Annotated in this window: 8 protein-coding genes; 6 read left to right on the forward strand and 2 right to left on the reverse strand. The window is 61.6% G+C overall.

The window, feature by feature from the left end:
• Positions 1-31 precede the first annotated feature (31 nt).
• Positions 32-781 carry a DUF6270 domain-containing protein gene (locus ACJJVL_RS03635; RefSeq protein ID WP_405216955.1) on the reverse strand — a complete coding sequence of 250 codons (750 nt, stop codon included), beginning with the start codon at positions 779-781 and terminating at the stop codon, positions 32-34.
• Positions 782-1,354: 573 nt separating this feature from the next.
• Here ACJJVL_RS03635 and ACJJVL_RS03640 point away from each other — a divergent pair.
• From ACJJVL_RS03640 to ACJJVL_RS03660, 5 genes are all read left to right on the forward strand, one after another.
• Positions 1,355-3,634, forward strand: coding sequence for a glycosyltransferase (locus ACJJVL_RS03640; protein WP_405216956.1), 2,280 nt, complete (start codon positions 1,355-1,357; stop codon positions 3,632-3,634).
• A gap of 46 nt (positions 3,635-3,680) precedes the next feature.
• Positions 3,681-5,183: a hypothetical protein gene (locus tag ACJJVL_RS03645; protein ID WP_405216957.1), complete on the forward strand. Its 1,503-nt coding sequence runs from the start codon at positions 3,681-3,683 to the stop codon at positions 5,181-5,183.
• Positions 5,180-5,980 carry a polysaccharide pyruvyl transferase family protein gene (locus tag ACJJVL_RS03650; protein ID WP_405216958.1) on the forward strand — a complete coding sequence of 267 codons (801 nt, stop codon included), beginning with the start codon at positions 5,180-5,182 and terminating at the stop codon, positions 5,978-5,980. The genes ACJJVL_RS03645 and ACJJVL_RS03650 overlap by 4 nt, the downstream gene beginning before the upstream one ends.
• Positions 5,981-6,157: 177 nt before the next feature.
• The gene (wecC, locus tag ACJJVL_RS03655; protein ID WP_405217089.1) at positions 6,158-7,414 is read left to right on the forward strand and encodes a UDP-N-acetyl-D-mannosamine dehydrogenase; all 1,257 of its coding nucleotides are present in this window, start codon (positions 6,158-6,160) and stop codon (positions 7,412-7,414) included.
• 46 nt (positions 7,415-7,460) lie between these two features.
• Positions 7,461-11,963, forward strand: coding sequence for a glycosyltransferase (locus ACJJVL_RS03660; RefSeq protein ID WP_405216959.1), 4,503 nt, complete (start codon positions 7,461-7,463; stop codon positions 11,961-11,963).
• 1,083 nt (positions 11,964-13,046) lie between these two features.
• On the opposite strand, the gene ACJJVL_RS03665 is transcribed toward ACJJVL_RS03660, so the two are convergent.
• The gene (locus ACJJVL_RS03665) at positions 13,047-15,587 is read right to left on the reverse strand and encodes a heparinase II/III family protein (protein WP_405216960.1); all 2,541 of its coding nucleotides are present in this window, start codon (positions 15,585-15,587) and stop codon (positions 13,047-13,049) included.
• Positions 15,588-15,833: 246 nt separating this feature from the next.
• On the opposite strand from ACJJVL_RS03665, the gene ACJJVL_RS03670 reads away from it, so the two are divergent.
• Entirely contained in the window at positions 15,834-17,564 is a 1,731-nt protein-coding gene (locus ACJJVL_RS03670; RefSeq protein ID WP_405216961.1) for a hypothetical protein, read from the forward strand.
• The last annotated feature ends 12 nt before the right edge of the window (positions 17,565-17,576 follow it).

The following is a 17,576-nucleotide window of genomic DNA, read 5'->3' on the forward strand; positions in this document are numbered from 1 at the left end:
GCGTGATGCTGCGCCGACGCTCGCGTCGCGACTAGGAAGCCTCGGCGAACCCCTCGAAGCCGTGCACCTCACGCAGCTGCCGCAGCACCTCGCGATAGACAGCGGGCGAGTAGTGGAAGGGCGCGAGCCCCCATCGGTGCGCTGGGTCTGCCAGCACGACTTCCTCCGGCAGTTCGACCCTGCGGAAGCCGCGCTGTCGCAGCTCGTCGTAGTAGCGGCGGAACCGCTTGTTCGCCTCGCTGGCGCGCACGCCCATGCTCCACGGCGACGGGTCGCCCTCGGTGGTGCGAACGGCCCACGGCACCTCGAGCACGATGGTGCGGTCGAAGAGCCCGAGCGTGTGCAGCGTCGCGGCGAAGGCGTCGACGCGCTCGCGCCACAGCGCGAAGTGCTCATCGGTGCCGAAGGGGATGAGCTCGGCCTCGTCGAGCGTCTCCGAGACGGACGCGACCTTCATCGTGTCGATGCTGCGCGTCACCACCGTGCCGTCGGGGAAGCGGTGCACGCCGTGTCGCTCGTCGGCCAGATCCCAGAGCAGCACGTCGGTGTCTGCGGCGAGGCTCTCGAGCCGGTCGAGCAACCCGCCCGCGAAGTCGGCTCGGATCATACGTCCTTGGAACTTGGAGGTAACGTCTTCGAGGAGCGGCAGGTGCGAGGAAGCGTCGCTGCCGACAGAGATCAATGACTGGCGCGCCACATAGCCCTTGAGATCGACCGTGCTTGGGGTGGCGAACTCGACAGAGTCGCGAGCAACGCAGCTGCCGTAGACCAGCACTCTCATGGCCTCACTCGCTGGGCTTGTCAAGGCACTCCTATGTTCGAGGCCCGCGTGGTTCGCTTGCCGGTCGGCCGCCCACGATACCCAGCGTGCCTATGAGTGACCGACACTCCCTAGCTCGGCGCGGCCGATCGCCAGTCGGCGAGCGGCTGCGAGCAACGACGTTTCTTGCGAGCGGAAGCTTTGAGGGATGGGCAAGCGCCACCACCGAGGGAGAAGCTGTCGCAGGGCCTGTTGCGAAGGGCGCGGAAGCTGGGTCGTGGAGAACACCGCGCATTGAGCGTGATTCACGCGCGTGGCATCGACTGGTGCGCTAGCGGAATCCTAGCGCGAGCGGCGTCGACCCGGTTCCAGGCGTATGCGGCTTGCATCGTCCCGATACGATGACCGCGCGGCCATCGCCGGTGGCCGTGTGCAATCAACGCAGGATCGCGAGCAGTGACAATGCGGAATGCACCCTGGTGTCTCCCGGTCCCGCGCTCGGCTCGTAGGTTCGGCACGACGTCCCGCACCCCGAACCACGAGGCAGCCATCGCTGCTGGAGGAACCATGAAGTCCCGGTACACAGCGCTAGTAGTGATCTTGGGAATCGGGGCGATTGCCGCCGGCGTCGGTGCCGCACTGATGACCGAGAGCCGTGCAGCCGTGCCAGCTGCTGTCGCGCTCGCCCTCGTCGTGAGCCTCCTCGCCCTTGTTGCGCACCGACTCAGGTACGCGGCGGCGATGGTCAAGGCGCTGCGCGGCGTCGACCGGGCAGTGCGTCGCGTGGCCAGCACGACGGGGAAGACCGCACCACTCGTGCGCGATACTTACGACGCACAGCGCGCCTCTGCCTCTGAGCAGTCCGCCTTGGCGGCGGCAGTCGAGGGTGCAGTTCAGACGATCCCGCCGCTGCATCGCGCGGTTGCGGCGAATGCCACCGACATCACACGTGTCGGTCGTCAGGTGCAAGAGGTTGCGGCCAAGGTGCAACAGGTTGACACTCGGTTTGCGGAGACTCAGCGTGCGGTCGCCTCGATGTCGAAGCAGCTCGCGACTATCGAGAAAGCGCTCTCGGCGGAGCGCTCCGCGCCGCCAAAGCCTGTTCCGAAGCCCGTGCCCACAAAATCTGCTCCTTCGGCGGCTGACCAGTTCGCAGCTGTCGCGCCGGGCAAGACCAACTTCCCGGCACCCACGCTGCGCGTCGGTGTGATCCTCGATGAGTTCTCCGAGGCCGCGTTCAAGCCGGAGTGGCAGCAGCACAAGCTACTCCCGGGGGAGTGGGAGCGTCAGATCGAGGGGATCGCGCTCGATCTGCTCTTTGTCGAAAGCGCATGGAGTGGCAATGACGGCGCGTGGCGCTATCAGCTCGTGGGCTCGAATGCACCGTCAGCGTCGCTGGTCGATCTTGTGCGCGGATGCCGTGATCGCGGCATCCCGACCGTTTTCTGGAACAAGGAGGACCCGCCGCACTTCGAAGATTTCATCGACACCGCAGCGCTCTTCGACTGGGTCCTCACTTCAGACGGGGACCGAATCCCGGAATACCGGGATCGACTTCGGCACGATCGGGTCGCGGTGCTGCCGTTCGCTGCGCAGCCCGCGCTTCACAACCCGGGGCTGCGCCGGGGCGTCATGCGGGACCTGCCTGTCGCCTTCGGCGGCATGTACTTCTCGCACAAGTATCCGGAGCGGCGAGCACAGATGGACTTTCTGCTGCCGGCGGTTGCCGACCTCGGACTCGACATCTACTCGAGACACGCGAATGGTGACGTGAAGTACGCGTTCCCTGCACCGCTGGACAAGTACGTTCGCGGTGCTCTGCCGTACCCGAAGATGATCGACGCGTATAAGCGCTACAAAGTCATGTTGAGCGTCAACTCCGTCGTGGAGTCACCGTCGATGTGCGCTCGGCGCATCTTTGAGGTGTCGGCCTGCGGTGGCGTCATCGTGTCTCCCCCCTCGGCCGCGATCCCGAACTACTTCGAGCCCGATGAAGTTGTAGTCGTGAATGACGCGACGAGCGCGCGAAACGCGACCCGGGCACTCGTGCGGTCGGTCGAACACCGCGACCGCATCGCCTTGCGGGCGAGGCGTCGCGTCTGGGCTGAGCACACGTACGGACACCGTGTTGATGCGATCTGCGAAGCGGTAGGCATCACCCAGGAGCTCGCTCGTGCGCATCGCCCCGGCATTTCTGTGCTGTGCTCCACGATCCGTCCGCACCTCATCGAGGGTGTGTTCGCGACCATCGGCCGGCAGACGGAGACGAACATACAGCTCGTGCTGAACCTCCACGGCGCTGAAGTGTCGGATGCGCAGATCGACCGGTTGGCCCAGGAGCACGGTGTGGCTGACTACACTGTGCTGAGGATGCCTCGCTCGGACACCCTTGGTGCATGCCTAAACGCGATGGTCGACATCGCGGCGCATTCGGTCGTTGCGAAGATGGATGACGACGACTTCTACGGTCGGCACTACTTGCAAGATCTGCTGGACAGCTACTTGGTGTCGGGTGCTGAAATCGTGGGCAAGGCCGCGAGCTACGTCCACTTCGAGGGTCGCGAACAGACCATCCTGAGCGCACGTGCAACGGAGAATCGGTTCTCGACGTTCGTTCGAGGGGCAACGCTTCTGCTCTCGACCGACGTCGCGCGCCGCTTGCGCTTTGGGGCCGGAAACAGGTCTGAGGATACTGAACTGCTGAAGCGAGCCGTGGCGGAAGGGCTCTCGATATACGCGTCCGACCGCTTCAACTACTGTGTCATCCGCAATCGTGATCTCAGCAGCCACACCTGGCGCATCGATGAGGACGAATTGTTCGCAGCAGGAGACCTCGTCGGGTTTGGCGACTTCCGCGGGTTAGTGGAGGCATGATGCTGACGATTGCATGTCACGCAGCAAAGTCAGAGAGAAGCGCCCGATGACTGAGGTCGCCGCGCTGCGGCAGACCTGGGCCAGGCACTTTCCAGCTGTCGGCGAAGAGCGCCTTGCTGGCACGATGTTCGAACGCATGATCTACGCGCGTGGCTACCTATTCACGGATGCGCGACTCGCGGCGGTCCCGAATCACTGGGACAAGGTCGCGTTCGGTAGCAAATGGTTCCTGCACTGGGACCCACGCCTGGAAGTCGGACTCGCGACGCAAGACTCTACGACGGTGCTCGTCATTGGCGTGTGTCTCGACGTTGACCGTTCTATCTCGCGCAACGATCAGCTCGCGCGGGCTCTGCTCGCCATCGCCGGCGACCGCGAGAGCTTCCAAGACCGGATCGATGAGCTTGCAGGGCGATTCCTCATCGCGGTCGCCAGTCCACAGGGGATGCTGCTGCAAGCTGACGCGACGGGGCAACGCCAGCTCTTCTACGCTGACGCGGAACATGGTCGACTGGCAGGATCCCACCCCCGACTCGTTGCGGAGCAGTTCGAAGTCGCTTCGAGTGCATTTGGCACCGCGAATTTTTTCGCTTGCAACGGTTCGGATTGCTTTCCGCCAGGAGTCACCCCATTCGCGGGCGTGCGTCATCTCTCACCCAACTTGGCGTTGGAGATCGAGACGGGACGCATAGAGCGAGTGTTCCCCAGAGCTGATCGCGTGGAGATGGCACCGGAGGACGCAGCTCGATCGCTCGTGGCAGCGGTCGGAGCGCAATTGCCGCTGCTCGCTGCACGGTGGCCCCTGATCACCTCACTGACAGGAGGCTTCGACAGCCGGATCACGCTCGGGTTGACGCGGCATATCTCAGCGCAAATGCAGTACTTCACCTTCGATCAGACATATCGAGAGACGGTCGAAGTGACGCGACACGATACGTCGACCGCGGAGCGCTTAGCGCGCGACCTCGGCTTGCGACACATGACTTTGAGAATCGCGAACCCAGATATGCCGCTTGAATATGTCCGCGCTGCTGCACGCAACTCCCCGGTTTCACACAATCGCGTCGTGTCTTGGGCGTACTACACGTCGTTGCCCCATGATGCGCTGCACATCCGATCGAACCTGTACGAAACCGTGCGGTCCGTGTTCCGAGTCAACGGCATCGAGCACGAGCGACTGACCCCTGAAGTGATGCATTCGATCTACAGCAGGGGGCGAGGGGAGGACCCGCTCGTGCGCGAGGCGTTCGCGCAGTTCATTGATGAGACGGACTTCTCTAACAGTCGCGGGTTCGATCAGCTCGACCTGTTGCACTGGGAGTACCGCATCGGCTCGTGGTTGCCGTGGGTCAACGTCGAGAGCGACATCGCTCATGACGTTGTCATCCCGATCAACTCCCGCCGCATCTTGCGTGACCTGCTTTCGGTACCGCTAGCCGACCGAAAGGCGGGTTCAGCGATGCTGATCGCGGCTCACATGGCTTGGCCGGAAGCCATGGGATACGCGATCAACGGCGTATCGCGACGTGTGCCGGACTACAACGGATGAACACGTCTACCGCAAGCACCTGCGCCACTTACTGGTGGCGGCGTCCCGACGGTCTACTGAACTTCGGTGACGATCTGACGCCCTTTCTCATCGAAGAGCTGTTCCCCAACCTCACGCCGCACTGGGCAGATGTCGAGAACGCCGATCTTGTCGGTATCGGCTCGGTGTTGCAGCAGTTCAAACAGCCCCGCCGCACCCCGTTGGAGTGCTGGGGGGCCGGCTACATCGCAGCGGATTCATGGGCGATGCACGACCGCACTCGGTTCCACGCTGTGCGCGGTGAGCTGACGCTCGCGAAGCTGCAGCCAGCGCAGCAGCGCGGTGTGGTGCTGGGTGACCCTGGGCTACTGATGGGGCTGTTGTTCAATGCGAATGAGATCGAGACCGACTACGAACTCGGCGTCATACCGCACTACGTCGACGCAGGCCTGCCCGCAGTCAGCGAGTTGCGTTCGTCCGCGCACGTGTCGGTAATCGATGTCGCTGCCCCCGTCGAGGATGTCGTCCGAAGCATCGCGCGATGCCGTCGGGTCATCTCGTCAAGCTTGCACGGGCTGGTGGTGAGCGATGCGCTGCGCATCCCCAACCTTTGGGTCAAACTCTCGAACGATGTCGCGGGCGACGGCTTCAAGTTCGCGGACTACTACTCAGCCTTAGGCCGCGAAGCGCATGCCATACCCATCGCGCCAACGCCAGGCCTCGTGCAACTCATTGACGAGCGGTACCGCCCGATCGACGCGCTCGAGGAGATGCAAACGGCGCTACTCGGTGCATTTCCTCGCGAGGTCGCGCACTGACGAACTCTCGCACCTGGCGTTAGCGGATGTCGTGGGCGGGTGCCTGAAGGCGCGTCGAATGGTGCTCGCCAGACGGCGGCGTCGCCAGCGCTGTCGCCAGATAAGATTGCGATTTACGTGCCAGTTTCGAGTAGAGCCCAGTATTGCGGACCTCGAGGCGTACAGGAGGATGGACCCATGACTGAAACCACTTCGACCTTCGACACTGTCAGCGTCGTCGGGCTTGGCTATATCGGCCTGCCGACGGCTGCGTTCATCGCATCGAAGGGTATCCGCGTAATCGGTGTGGACGTGAACGAGTCGTTCGTTGAGCGCATCAGTAAAGGTGAGGTGCCGTTCTTCGAGCCCGACTTCGAGGCAACGCTCGCTGGCGTGGTGAGCAAAGGCGCACTCACGGCGCAGACGACGACTCCGCACGCTGACGCGTACATCGTGGCAGTGCCGACGCCGTTCCAAGAGGACTACTCGGTCGACACCAAGTACATCAAGGCTGCATCCAAAAGCATCGCCGAGCAGTTGAAGGGTGGCGAGCTCGTCGTGCTCGAGTCAACGTCGCCTCCCGGGACGACAGAGGAAATGGCGCAGTTCATCCTCGATGCTCGCCCTGACCTCACCGATGCCGATGGCAAGCCGAACTCGGTCTACTTCGCCCACGCACCAGAGCGCGTGCTCCCGGGCCGGATCATGATCGAGATGGCCGAGAACGACCGCGTCATCGGTGGCGTCACGCCGGTGGCCGGCCAGATGGCGCGGGATCTCTACGCAACGTTCTCAAACGGCAAGCTGCTGGTGACTGATGCCCGCACGGCAGAGATGGCAAAGCTCACGGAGAACTCGTTCCGCGATGTGAACATCGCGTTCGCGAACGAGCTCTCGATCATCAGCGACAAGCTCGACATCGATGTCTGGGAGCTTATCGACCTGGCGAACCACCACCCGCGCGTGAACATCCTGCAACCGGGCCCGGGCGTCGGTGGCCACTGCATCGCGGTCGACCCGTGGTTCATCGTCGCTGCCGCGCCCGAGGAGGCGAAGCTGATCCGGTGTGCGCGTGAGGTCAACGATAGCAAGCCGAAGTATGTGGTCGGCAAGGTGCTCTCGAAGGCGTCGAAGTTCAAGGCTCCGGTGATCGCTGCGCTGGGCATTGCGTTCAAGGCCGACATCGACGACCTGCGCGAGTCGCCGTCGTTGGAGATCGTTCGTGAGATCGCTGCGGAGATGCCGGATGCGAGTGTGCGCGTGGTGGAACCGAATGTCGAGGCTCTCCCCGCGCGACTCTCTGAACTGGCGAACGTGCAGTTGCAGGACGCCGAGTCGGCGATCGCAGACGCCGATATCGTCGTGATGCTCGTCGACCACACCCCGTTCAAGCGAATCGATCGCGGAAGCCTCCAGGAGAAGGTGCTCATCGACACCAAGGGCGTCTGGCGCTGATCGTTCATCACCGTCACGTTCTGATAGTCGAGAGGCACGAGCAAGCATGAGACATTCTGACGAGCAGCGGGATGAGGCGCTGTTGCGCCGGCAGTGGGTGCAAGACGTTGCAGCTGATCAAGACGCATTGCTGAAGAAGTACGAGGGGTTGCTCGCGCGCGACCTGAAGCACCGCAAGCAGCAGCGGCAACACGAGCAGCGTATCCGCCAGTTGGAGGCTGAGGTACGCGCGGCCCGCAAGCAGCAGGACCGTGACCTCACCCGAAGGCTCGCATCGGCTCATGGCTCGCTCGAGGCCTACCGCAAAGAGACTAAGCGACTCAAAGACGACCTGCAGCGGGTGAGATCATCGAACTCGATGCGCATCGGCAAGATCGTGCTCGGCCCTCTGCACGCTGTGAAGCGTCTTGGCTCGCCTTCGAGTCGGCCGAACGTGACGGACCGGCATGCACTCGAGACTGCGGACGCCGCCGCGAGCGCGCATGTCGCACCGGCTGCTGAAGCCCTCGTCCCGTCTGAGCCAGTCACCGGTGCCGCGCATGTGGTGCCCGTGTCAGAACGCTCGCTCGACGCGCTGATCCGGGAATTCGATCAGGATCCGAGCTCGAAGCGCTTCGTGCGAGTGCTCAACAGAATGTGGTTCAACCACGGCTCGATCGAGGCACCTGCTCGATACATCCTCGAACATCCTGAGGCGGCAGAAGCGCTGACTTCGAAACAAGCAGTGCTCGCGACGCGGATTCTGGGTGAGTACCGTCTTGCGCAGCGCGGTGTCTCCGTGCCTCCTCGTGCCAGTGGCATCGCTTACGTCGCCGAGCCTCGCAGGGTCATGTACTGCGTGCACTCGACACCGATCTATAACTCCAATGGATACTCGACACGCACTCGCGGTGTCGCAGCCGGGCTGCAGGCAAACGGCGTTGACATTGCAGTGGTCGCTCGGCCCGGTTATCCCTGGGACTCATCGACTGACTCGGCGAAGCCAGAAGTGAAGCGCACTGAGCGCGCACTCGACGGTGTTCCATACGTTCACCTTCCTGGGCTGCCGCTCACCAGTGCCCCTATCGATCACTACCTCGATGTAGCGGCCGACGCTTATGTCCGTGAGGCACGCCGACAGCGCCCGAGCGTGATCCAGAGCGCGTCGAATCACCGGACTGCGCTACCAGCACTCATCGCGGCACGGCGGCTTGGAATTCCTTTCGTCTACGAGGTCCGCGGCTTGTGGGAGGTCACGACCGCTTCCAGCAAGGAGAGGTGGGACAAGACCGAACAATTCGCATCGATGGCGGGGCTCGAGACGCTCGTCGCGAATGAGGCCGATCTTGTGCTCGCAATTACGCGGCAGACTGCAAATGAACTGATTCGTCGCGGCGTGGACCCCGACAAGATTCACCTGGCTCAGAATGCTGTCGACACTGAGCAGTTCGCGCCCTTCCCCAAGGATGCCGTGTACGCAAAGACGCGTGGGATCCGAACTGATGTACCGGTCATCGGCTTTGCTGGCAGTCTCGTTGCCTACGAAGGACTGGATACGCTGCTCGACGCTTCAGCGATCCTCGTGGCACGGGGAATCGGTCATCAGGTGGTGATCGCGGGCTCGGGAGGGGCAGAGGCCGGGCTTAAGTCGAAGCGTGACCAAATGAAGCTCGCGACGACTCGCTTCTTGGGTCGCTTGCCGATCCAGGAGATGCCGCGGCTGCTCAGTACGTTCGACGTCATGCCCTTGCCGCGGGCCTCGACAGCGGTCACAGAGTTGGTGTCTCCGCTCAAGCCCCTTGAAGCTTTCAGCTCGATGAAGGCCGTCGTCATGTCAGACGTCGCGCCGCACCGTGACCTCGTGGGCTCAGAGCAGCCGCGCGGTCTGCTGTTTCCTCCAGGTGACGCGGAAGCGCTCGCAGATGCATTGCAGCGAATCATTGAGGACGACGACCTCGCGCGTCAGCTCGGACGCACCGCGCGGTCGTGGGTGTTCCACGAGCGAACGTGGAACCAGTTGGGGATCGTCATGCAGCGGGCGCATGCCACCGCCGCGACCGAGTACGACCTAAGGATCGGTGAGGAAGGAAAGCCTCTCGAGGAGTTGCGCATTGGGCTCATCGCCGACGAGTTCACGACAACGACGCTGTCGGCGACCTCGCAGGTCGTTTCGCTGACACGCACCGGCTGGCGGGAGCAACTCGCCTCTGAACGTCTCGATGTGGTTTTCATCGAATCGGCATGGGAGGGCAACGGCGGCGAATGGCACCGCGCAATTGGGCACTACAGCGCAGCGGAGAGCGCCGACATCACCCGGTTGCTCGAGCACAGTCGGTCGCTTGGTATCCCGTCAGTCTTCTGGAATAAGGAAGACCCAGTGCATTTCAACCGGTTCCGCCGCACGGCGTGCCTCTGCGACCATGTGTTCACCACGGATGCGCAGATGATTCCCGAGTACCTCACGACGCCCGAAGCTGTCTCGAAGACGGTCTCTTCGCTGCCGTTCTACGCGCAGACGAAGATCCACAACCCGATGCCGACCGAGCGGGAGTACCGCCACAGCGTGGCCCACGCGGGTACCTATTACGGCAATCGCTACCCGGATCGCTCGAGGCGTCTAATCAAGATGCTCGATGCGGCGGAGCCGTTCGGCCTGACGATCTACGACCGCCAGGCATCGAATCCGGACTCTCCGTACCAGTTCCCTCCGCAATTCGCGCACGCAGTCGCGGGCTCGTTGCCCTACGGCGACGTCATCGATTCGTACAAGAGCCACCTTGCCCAGATCAATGTCAACTCTGTGGAGCAATCGCCGACCATGTTCTCGCGTCGTGTCGTTGAGATCGCAGCGTGCGGCGGCGTCGTGCTCTCCAGTGGCTCGCGCGCCATGACAGAGATCTTCGGGGGCACCATCCCTAGCACGAACGACGAGTCCAGCTGGCGCGCGATGCTCCTGGATTGGTCGATCAACCCCGTCGAGCGGGTGCGAGAGGCATGGCTGCAGATGCGCAGCGTGTACCGCGCTCACACGGCCGACACGGCGATCACACTGCTCGCGCGGACGGCCGGAATACCGGTCGAGAGCCGCGGACTGCCCTTGTACGCGCTCGTCATCGACGACCATTCCGAGGAACTCCTTATCAGCGTGGCACGTCAATCGGTGCCACCGCGCGCTGTGATCGTGGACGCTCGTTGGCTTGACGAGGTTGCAGCTGCGCTCAGTGGGACAGCAATAGCAGTGCTCGACTCAGCGACCGCCAGACTGCACGACTTCGAGTGGGTCGGAGCGGCAAACCAGGTGGTTGGGCGCACACACTTCGAAGATCTGCTGATAGCGACGCGGTTTGGCGATTGGGATCGGTTAGCGTTCGACTACGCGGACGAGGGATCTCTAGGCAGCACCTTGGCACGCCCCGCGTCATCGAGCGTCGTGCACCCCGGCCTCGTGCGGAGCTCCCGTGTCGGCGACGACTTGCATGTTGCGTTGCGTGCAGCTGATGCGCGCACGGTGGAGTTGCTATTCGTTCGGCCGGTGGCCGCCGTTCGCGACGACGCGACCGCGGCCGCAGTCAATCGCAGTGAACTGTCGCCCAAGCGCATCCTTTTTGCGGGTCACGACCTGAAGTTCGCCCGCGCACTGATTCAGTTGCTCGAGGATGCCGGCCACGAAGTCTTGATCGACAGGTGGCAAGGCCACAATCAGCACGACGAAGCAGAGTCTGAACGACTTCTCGCGCGGGCCGATGTGGTGTTCGCCGAATGGGGATTGGGTAATGCCGTGTGGTATTCGGAACATTTGCTACCGCACCAGCGAATGCTCGTGCGCGTACACCTACAGGAATTGCAACTCCCGTACCTTCGTCGTATAAAGCACTCGAACGTCGACGAGTTTCTGTTCGTCGGAGAGTTGATCCGACTTACTGCCATCGAGAGTCATGGTGTTCCGGCAGAGCGGTCATCGGTAGTCCCAAACTTCGTAGACGTGCACGGACTCGACCAGCCTAAGTTTGAGGGAGCGGAGCACACTCTCGGTCTCGTCGGAATAGTGCCGCAACGCAAGCGTCTTGACCTCGCGGTCGAACTCGTCGAACGACTCAGGGCAGTGGACTCCAGATACAAACTGCGAATTAAGGGGAAGCGGCCTGAGGAATACGAGTGGATGCAGCGTCGGCCAGAAGAGCTCGCGTTCTATGAGCGCGCATATGCGCGAATCGATGCGATCAACGCAGAGGAGCCCGGCACCGTCATATTTGATGGGCACGGCGACGACATGGCTGAGTGGTACCGAAACATCGGTGTCGCCATTTCGGTTTCGGACTTTGAGTCCTTCCATTTCACTATCGCAGACGGCGCGGCCTCGGGTGCGGTCCCGGCTAGTCTTGCCTGGGCTGGCGCCGAGTACCTCTACCCGGGTGATTGGCTTTACAGCGACATGCGGGCTATGGCGGATGGCCTTCTGTCACACAGGGTGCCTGCTGGGGATGCCCCACGTGCGGTGATCGCGCAGCGATACGCGCAGTCGAGTGTGCTTTCGGCGCTGGTCAACCGATTGTTTTCCCAGCAAAGCTAGTTGGCCAGTGCTCGCGCACGTAAGCGCCCTGCCTCGCCCGGTGCTTGGGAAGACCCGCGATTCGTTGCTCTGACGCGATCGCGATTGATTCCTAGCGGTTGAGGTCCGACCGACACCGGCGCCACGCCCAAGAGAAGGACGGAGGGAAGAGTTGCGCGCTGCCGTGCCGCGGTCGACCATCACCACGTGCATCAAGAGCCTCGCGTCCGCGTCCGGGGTCGGTCGAGTGACAGCTCGGGCTCGGTCCAAAATGGGGCGGCGGAGGCAGCGCAGGCCCTAGCCCGAGACCGCCGGGCACGAAGTTCGCGCGAGCCGGACAGGGCACGTTAACAGAGAGAAAATTAGGAGACCACCTTGTCGCCGCCAACTACACTTGGCGAGACGTCGACAGAACTGATCAATATAGCTCCTACAAAGCGTGTGAAGATGCGCGATGATCCATTCGCGCAGGAATAATGATCGATATCGACCATTACGGCGACGGTTCAGGCTCTCCGAGCGCTTCGATGTTTGCAGTTATATTCCAGAATCCACCCCGCGGTGAGGACCATGCGGTAGTAATGCGCCCGTACTCGCGTGTGCGTCAGGCGGAAGGCTTAACAATACGGAATTCGAACGCTGGAATTTATAACAACAACACGTAGAATGATAACTTGAGTCCCGGAAGTACGGGCGAGGGTGTCGCGTTCTCTAAACTGCACCCGTCCTGTCAGACTTCAACTCCTATGTATACCTATTCGACGGTCTGCCTGGCTGAATAAAAACACGACGAAGACTTGGTCGTTCCTTTCCGCGACTGGCGACGTGCCGCAAATCAAGAATGCGGTGGGAGAGGTCGTCGCCTCGATGAGACAAGATGGCTCGATCCACATGGAGCAGGTCAAGGCACTAGAAGATCGGGTGACAGCCATGGAGGCTGCGATCGAGGAGATCAAGGGGGAAAAGTTCGTCTTGACCTCATTCAACTGGCCGCTGCGCCAGAGTCATCCCCTCCTGTCTAGCTCCGCATCCCACCGGGGCTCGTTGGTCGCCCGATTCCCGACGCCCTGCAGCCGCTTCTCTGGGTCTCGTGAGCATTGCGTATTATTGGCCAACCGAGACGCGAGGAGTCGTGAAAGGCTTTAGCCTTACGGAGCCAAACCGACCGTAGACGCGAGCGCGATACATTCCTGGCATAAGATCCACCCACGCAAAGTGCCGTTCAACACCGTATGGCACGTTTGCAATCAGCGTGGAATCGCGATACAACTTTACGCTGAACGAGTACCCGGGCCAAGTTGGAAGTACGAGTCGCAATGCGCCAGCTTCAAAAGCGAGGTCCACCCCAGCCTCAATAAACGACTCATGGCCCGGTCGGGCGACTGCAGTAGCAAGTTCTGAGATCAGTTGCTCGCCTCGCTCTGTGCCAGTCGCATTCGCATCCGTAACCAGGACGTCGACCGACCACCCCGCATCCAGGAGCTTCGCTTGAAACGAGCCGAGTTGCTCGAGCTGATGCGTGTCAGGCCCGCGCACCAGTTCTGCCAGACTGAGCAACCCGCCAGCGCTTCGATTAGAGGAAGCGAGCGCGCCCTGCAATTTAAGCAAACCAATTGCCGAGGGCTCGCCGTCGCTCGGAACAAGGAAAAACAAGTCGGCGTTGAGTCGGTACGCCAGGGCCAGGCCAGTCTCCGCCAGCGTCGCTGGGGCCAATACGACGAGCCGTTCAGAATCGTCATCGTGCGCAGCCGAAAGCTCAACGGTGATTGTGTTGACCATCTGTGAGAGTAGGGCCTCAGTCGGCGTTGATTCTATGCGATCGGCTTCAACAATTAGGAAGTTTGATCCGAGAACGCCGATCGTGTCCATAAGGCCTCTATTCGCAGCCGGGCCAGCGTCAGCTTCTAGCAAAGCGACGACAGGCGACGAAAACGCCGGATCGGCGCGTATGACGCGGGGATCAACTGTCGATGTGCGCGCGTCCTCTTCGACCGACTCGTTGTCGTCACTGAAGTTAAACGGCGGCGACAGGCGAAAGTGCGTTGTCATCGCTGTGCTGGATGCGGAGAGTCTCACGCGGACGCACATAGTCGCTTCCGCGACACCGAAGTCACGGAAGTGCCACCCGATTGGTTGCGGCTCGAGCTCGCCGCGGTGCACGGTCAGTTCGAAATGGACGTCAGCGTCGATGCGGGCGTCGGCGATTTTTGTGCCATTGCGGTAAAGTGCAAATCCATCGGGGTGCAGGGTAACTGTAACGTCCGGGGCAACATTCCAGTACGCGTCATATTGGTTAACCCACTCAGACGTAAGCGTGTCCAGGACGGAAAGTCTGTTATGGTCGGCGGCGACCCGTAGCTCTCTCTCATGTTTAGCACCGGACAGTCGGCCCGTGCCCGCGCGAACCACGGCTTGCAGGCCCTCCGTGGTAATGGGAGACATCCAGACGGTCTTCGCGGCAGAATCGACGCGGGGAACAGACCGTCCATTTACAACAACATTATTGTGCGCAAACTGGCTGTACGCGTACTTCGTCAGCGGCTTCGCGTAGTCATATCCATACGGTCCGGCCTCACATAGGATCGGCCTGCCGTCACGCCAAACCAGGATAGAGAGGTCGTCGCTGTGTTTATGGTAGTTGGCGTTGTAGGCAGCTGTGAATGCGATGAACGTGGCATCCGGGTCGCCCCAACTTGATCGGGAGTAGAAGTATCCGCTCTGAGGTAGATGCAATGCGGTGTTTACAGGGCGGCGTCCGCGCGCGCCTTTGGTTGCTGCAAACTCGAACTCCGCGCTATTGAAGACGTTCAGATGGCTGCCCTCGAGACGAGATCTCTTGGTGTCGCTGATGGGCACGAAGTTCCCCGTAGGCAGGATCGCGTGGGTCGCATAGCGCCCGGCAAGCTGAAGTATCGGCGAAAGCGACGGGCGACGATTTGTGGTCAGATCGCGGCAGATGGACTCGTGTTCGGCTAGCGAGCGCGAGATCATCAGATGGTAGGTCGGAGAGTTTTCGATATGGACGCCATCTGGGGTGAATGATCTCGAGAAGTATGCGTCCAAACGCGAGATGCTGGTCTCCAATTTTGCCTCGAGGGCAGGGTCCGGCCAAGTCGCAAGGATGGAATAGTTTCGGAGTGCGATGTCCTGAAACATCCCGTGATTATTGCCGGTGGAGTGGAACTCATCCGTGAGCAAGAGGTCCGAAGTTTCCCGCAGGAGGTCGGTAATAAAGGCTCGATCTTCTTCCTGGAGGCGTTCCCGAATGGCTCGCTCCAGCAGCAACAGACTGAGCAACCTCTGTGCGGTGGTCTCATCGTGGAACGCCATTTCGGCCGGCGACTCTGTCCGCTGGCCGTGCTCCTTCGCCCACCAGCGATACAAGCCTACGACGTGAGCGAGGGCCTCTTCCGAACCATCGTCTTGGAGCCAGGGTATCCACGAACGAGTGAACAAAAGTGCGTGGAGGTAGCGGCCCAATGACCTGTCGCCTCGTGCGAGCCAAACGTCCGCGGAAAACAGGTTCAGCGACCGCCCCGTTGGCCCAGTCACGACCTTGTCGGCAAGGAACCGCGAAAGCGACAGCTGGCCAGCCTCTCGCTTAGGCATTAAGAATGTACTTAGGACTTCATTCTGCAGTTGCACGGGATGGGGCTGGTGCATCGGGCTTGACTTCATGGTGATCTCGATCGGGTCGATGGGCGGGTGCCCTTCGGAAGAAGCATGGTGGAACGTATCGAGCGTACCTGGGTCGTCCGTGCGAGGATGGTTCCACGTACGTTCGAACAGTGAGGCCGCATGCCGCGTATCCCAGTGATATACAGTCGTCGATCAGCGATTCCACTGCCGTCGACTGGTGATACGGCCCGGCTAGGTGAGCGTCTCTTCGGTGTGGGTGTAATTCGGCACGACTTTCGAGACGGCCTGTCTGTACTAGGCGTAGACGGATCGGGCATTGTCAACGGCCGTTTTGTGGTGACGGCTAGTGATGCACGAGAGGCACTCAGCAATGCGGGAGCAGAGCAACTTGACAGCATCGGCAAAGGGATTCGCGGGTCACTTACGCTCTATCTCTACGATCCCCGTGCCGAAACGGCCTACGTGTTGGTGGACCCGCTCGGAGGCAGCCTGACTTACAGCTTCGAAGCGGAGGGCATCTTCTCTATTTCGTCGCACGTCGAGCAGATGGCCGATCTGTTGAGCGGCGAACCGGTCTCGCCACAGAAAAGCCTCGCCTACGCTATGTCACAGTTGGCAACGGGCATGTACGGCGGCGTGGTCGAGAGCAGCTACGAGGGGACGAAGTTGCTGCCGCCCGCGAGTTACGTTTCGGTGAGAAGCAACGGGCATCAGATCCACCGCTACGACTGTGTTGGCGTGGAGACTGATGCCGCATCAATGTCGTGGTCCGAGGCCGTCGAGCGGGCCAGGTTCGAGATTATCGAAAACGTCAGGGTGACTGCCGAGTACGGTGCGCCGCGGCAGATTGCGCATCTGACAGGCGGCATGGACTCTCGTCTAGTGCTGGGTGCCGCGCTCGCAAGTAGAACCACAGATGCTTTCGCGTTCAACACGCGAGGATCTGAGCATACTCGAGACAAGATCGTCGCACGCGCGCTCAGCAGCGTCTTCGGCCTGCAGATGACAGACGATCCGGGCTTAAGCGAGGCCGTGCCGCCTGGTACACGCGAAGATTCGATTCTGGGCCCGCTGAGGTTTACCGGAGGGCTGGCGGTGCCTCCCGTTCATGGCGGCATGTATCCCAGTGGGACCGTGACACTTGCTGGCGGCTACGGCGAGTTCTACCGTTCCTACTCGCGCCCGCAGGACTACATCAACACGCGAGTAAGCGCGCGGGAAGGAGCGCTCACCAAGTGGGGCTCATATGCCTTTGGCGAGCAGCCAGCCGAACGACTGTTCACCGACGAACTGGTCGAAGGCTTTCTTCTGCCGATTGAGGAGTCGATGGAGTTCGCGGCGGCCAAGGGGCTCGGTCCGGACACTTGGGTCGACATCTACTACCGACGCCGCCGGAATAGGCACTTTGTGGGAGAGATTTCGCGGGCATGGAGTCGTCGTGCGCCTCGTTTTGACCCCCTCTACAGCACCTTTGTAAGCGAGTACCTCCTGCGACGCAGTTTCGACGAACGAGTTTCTGCAGCGTTTCAGTTCGATGTCATGGCAGCGCTCGAAGTGTCCCTGCCTCAATATCCATTCGATACGTCGCGATTCAGTCCGACCTATCTGGCACTCCGCGGGCAGCCCACAACGAGAGAGTTCCCACAGGGCATTCTGGCACCGCACGTAAACGATTGGTCGTCGCGGAAGCCGGCCGTAGCGGTCGAGCGCTACCACGACGGCCGTGAGGTCTTGCCGCAAGACAAGTCGACCGCTAGTCGCTACGGCATTTCTACTCCCGCTGCCGCCGCGGTCCGAGTCGCTAGCCGAAATGTCGTTCGGCTAATGCAAGAAATGCCTGGAACAGAACTGGACCGAACTATCAAGCCCAGTGTCCTCCATAAGATTCGTGGTCGTGCGTGGCGGCACGAGTGGAGCCGTCGCGCGCTGTTCACCATCGAGCGCGGCCTGGCTTGGTACCTGGACGGACCGGGGGATAGATGATCCTCCCGCACC

The sequence above is a fragment of the Agrococcus sp. Ld7 genome (assembly GCF_045064095.1).
In the GTDB taxonomy this organism is placed as follows: domain Bacteria; phylum Actinomycetota; class Actinomycetes; order Actinomycetales; family Microbacteriaceae; genus Agrococcus.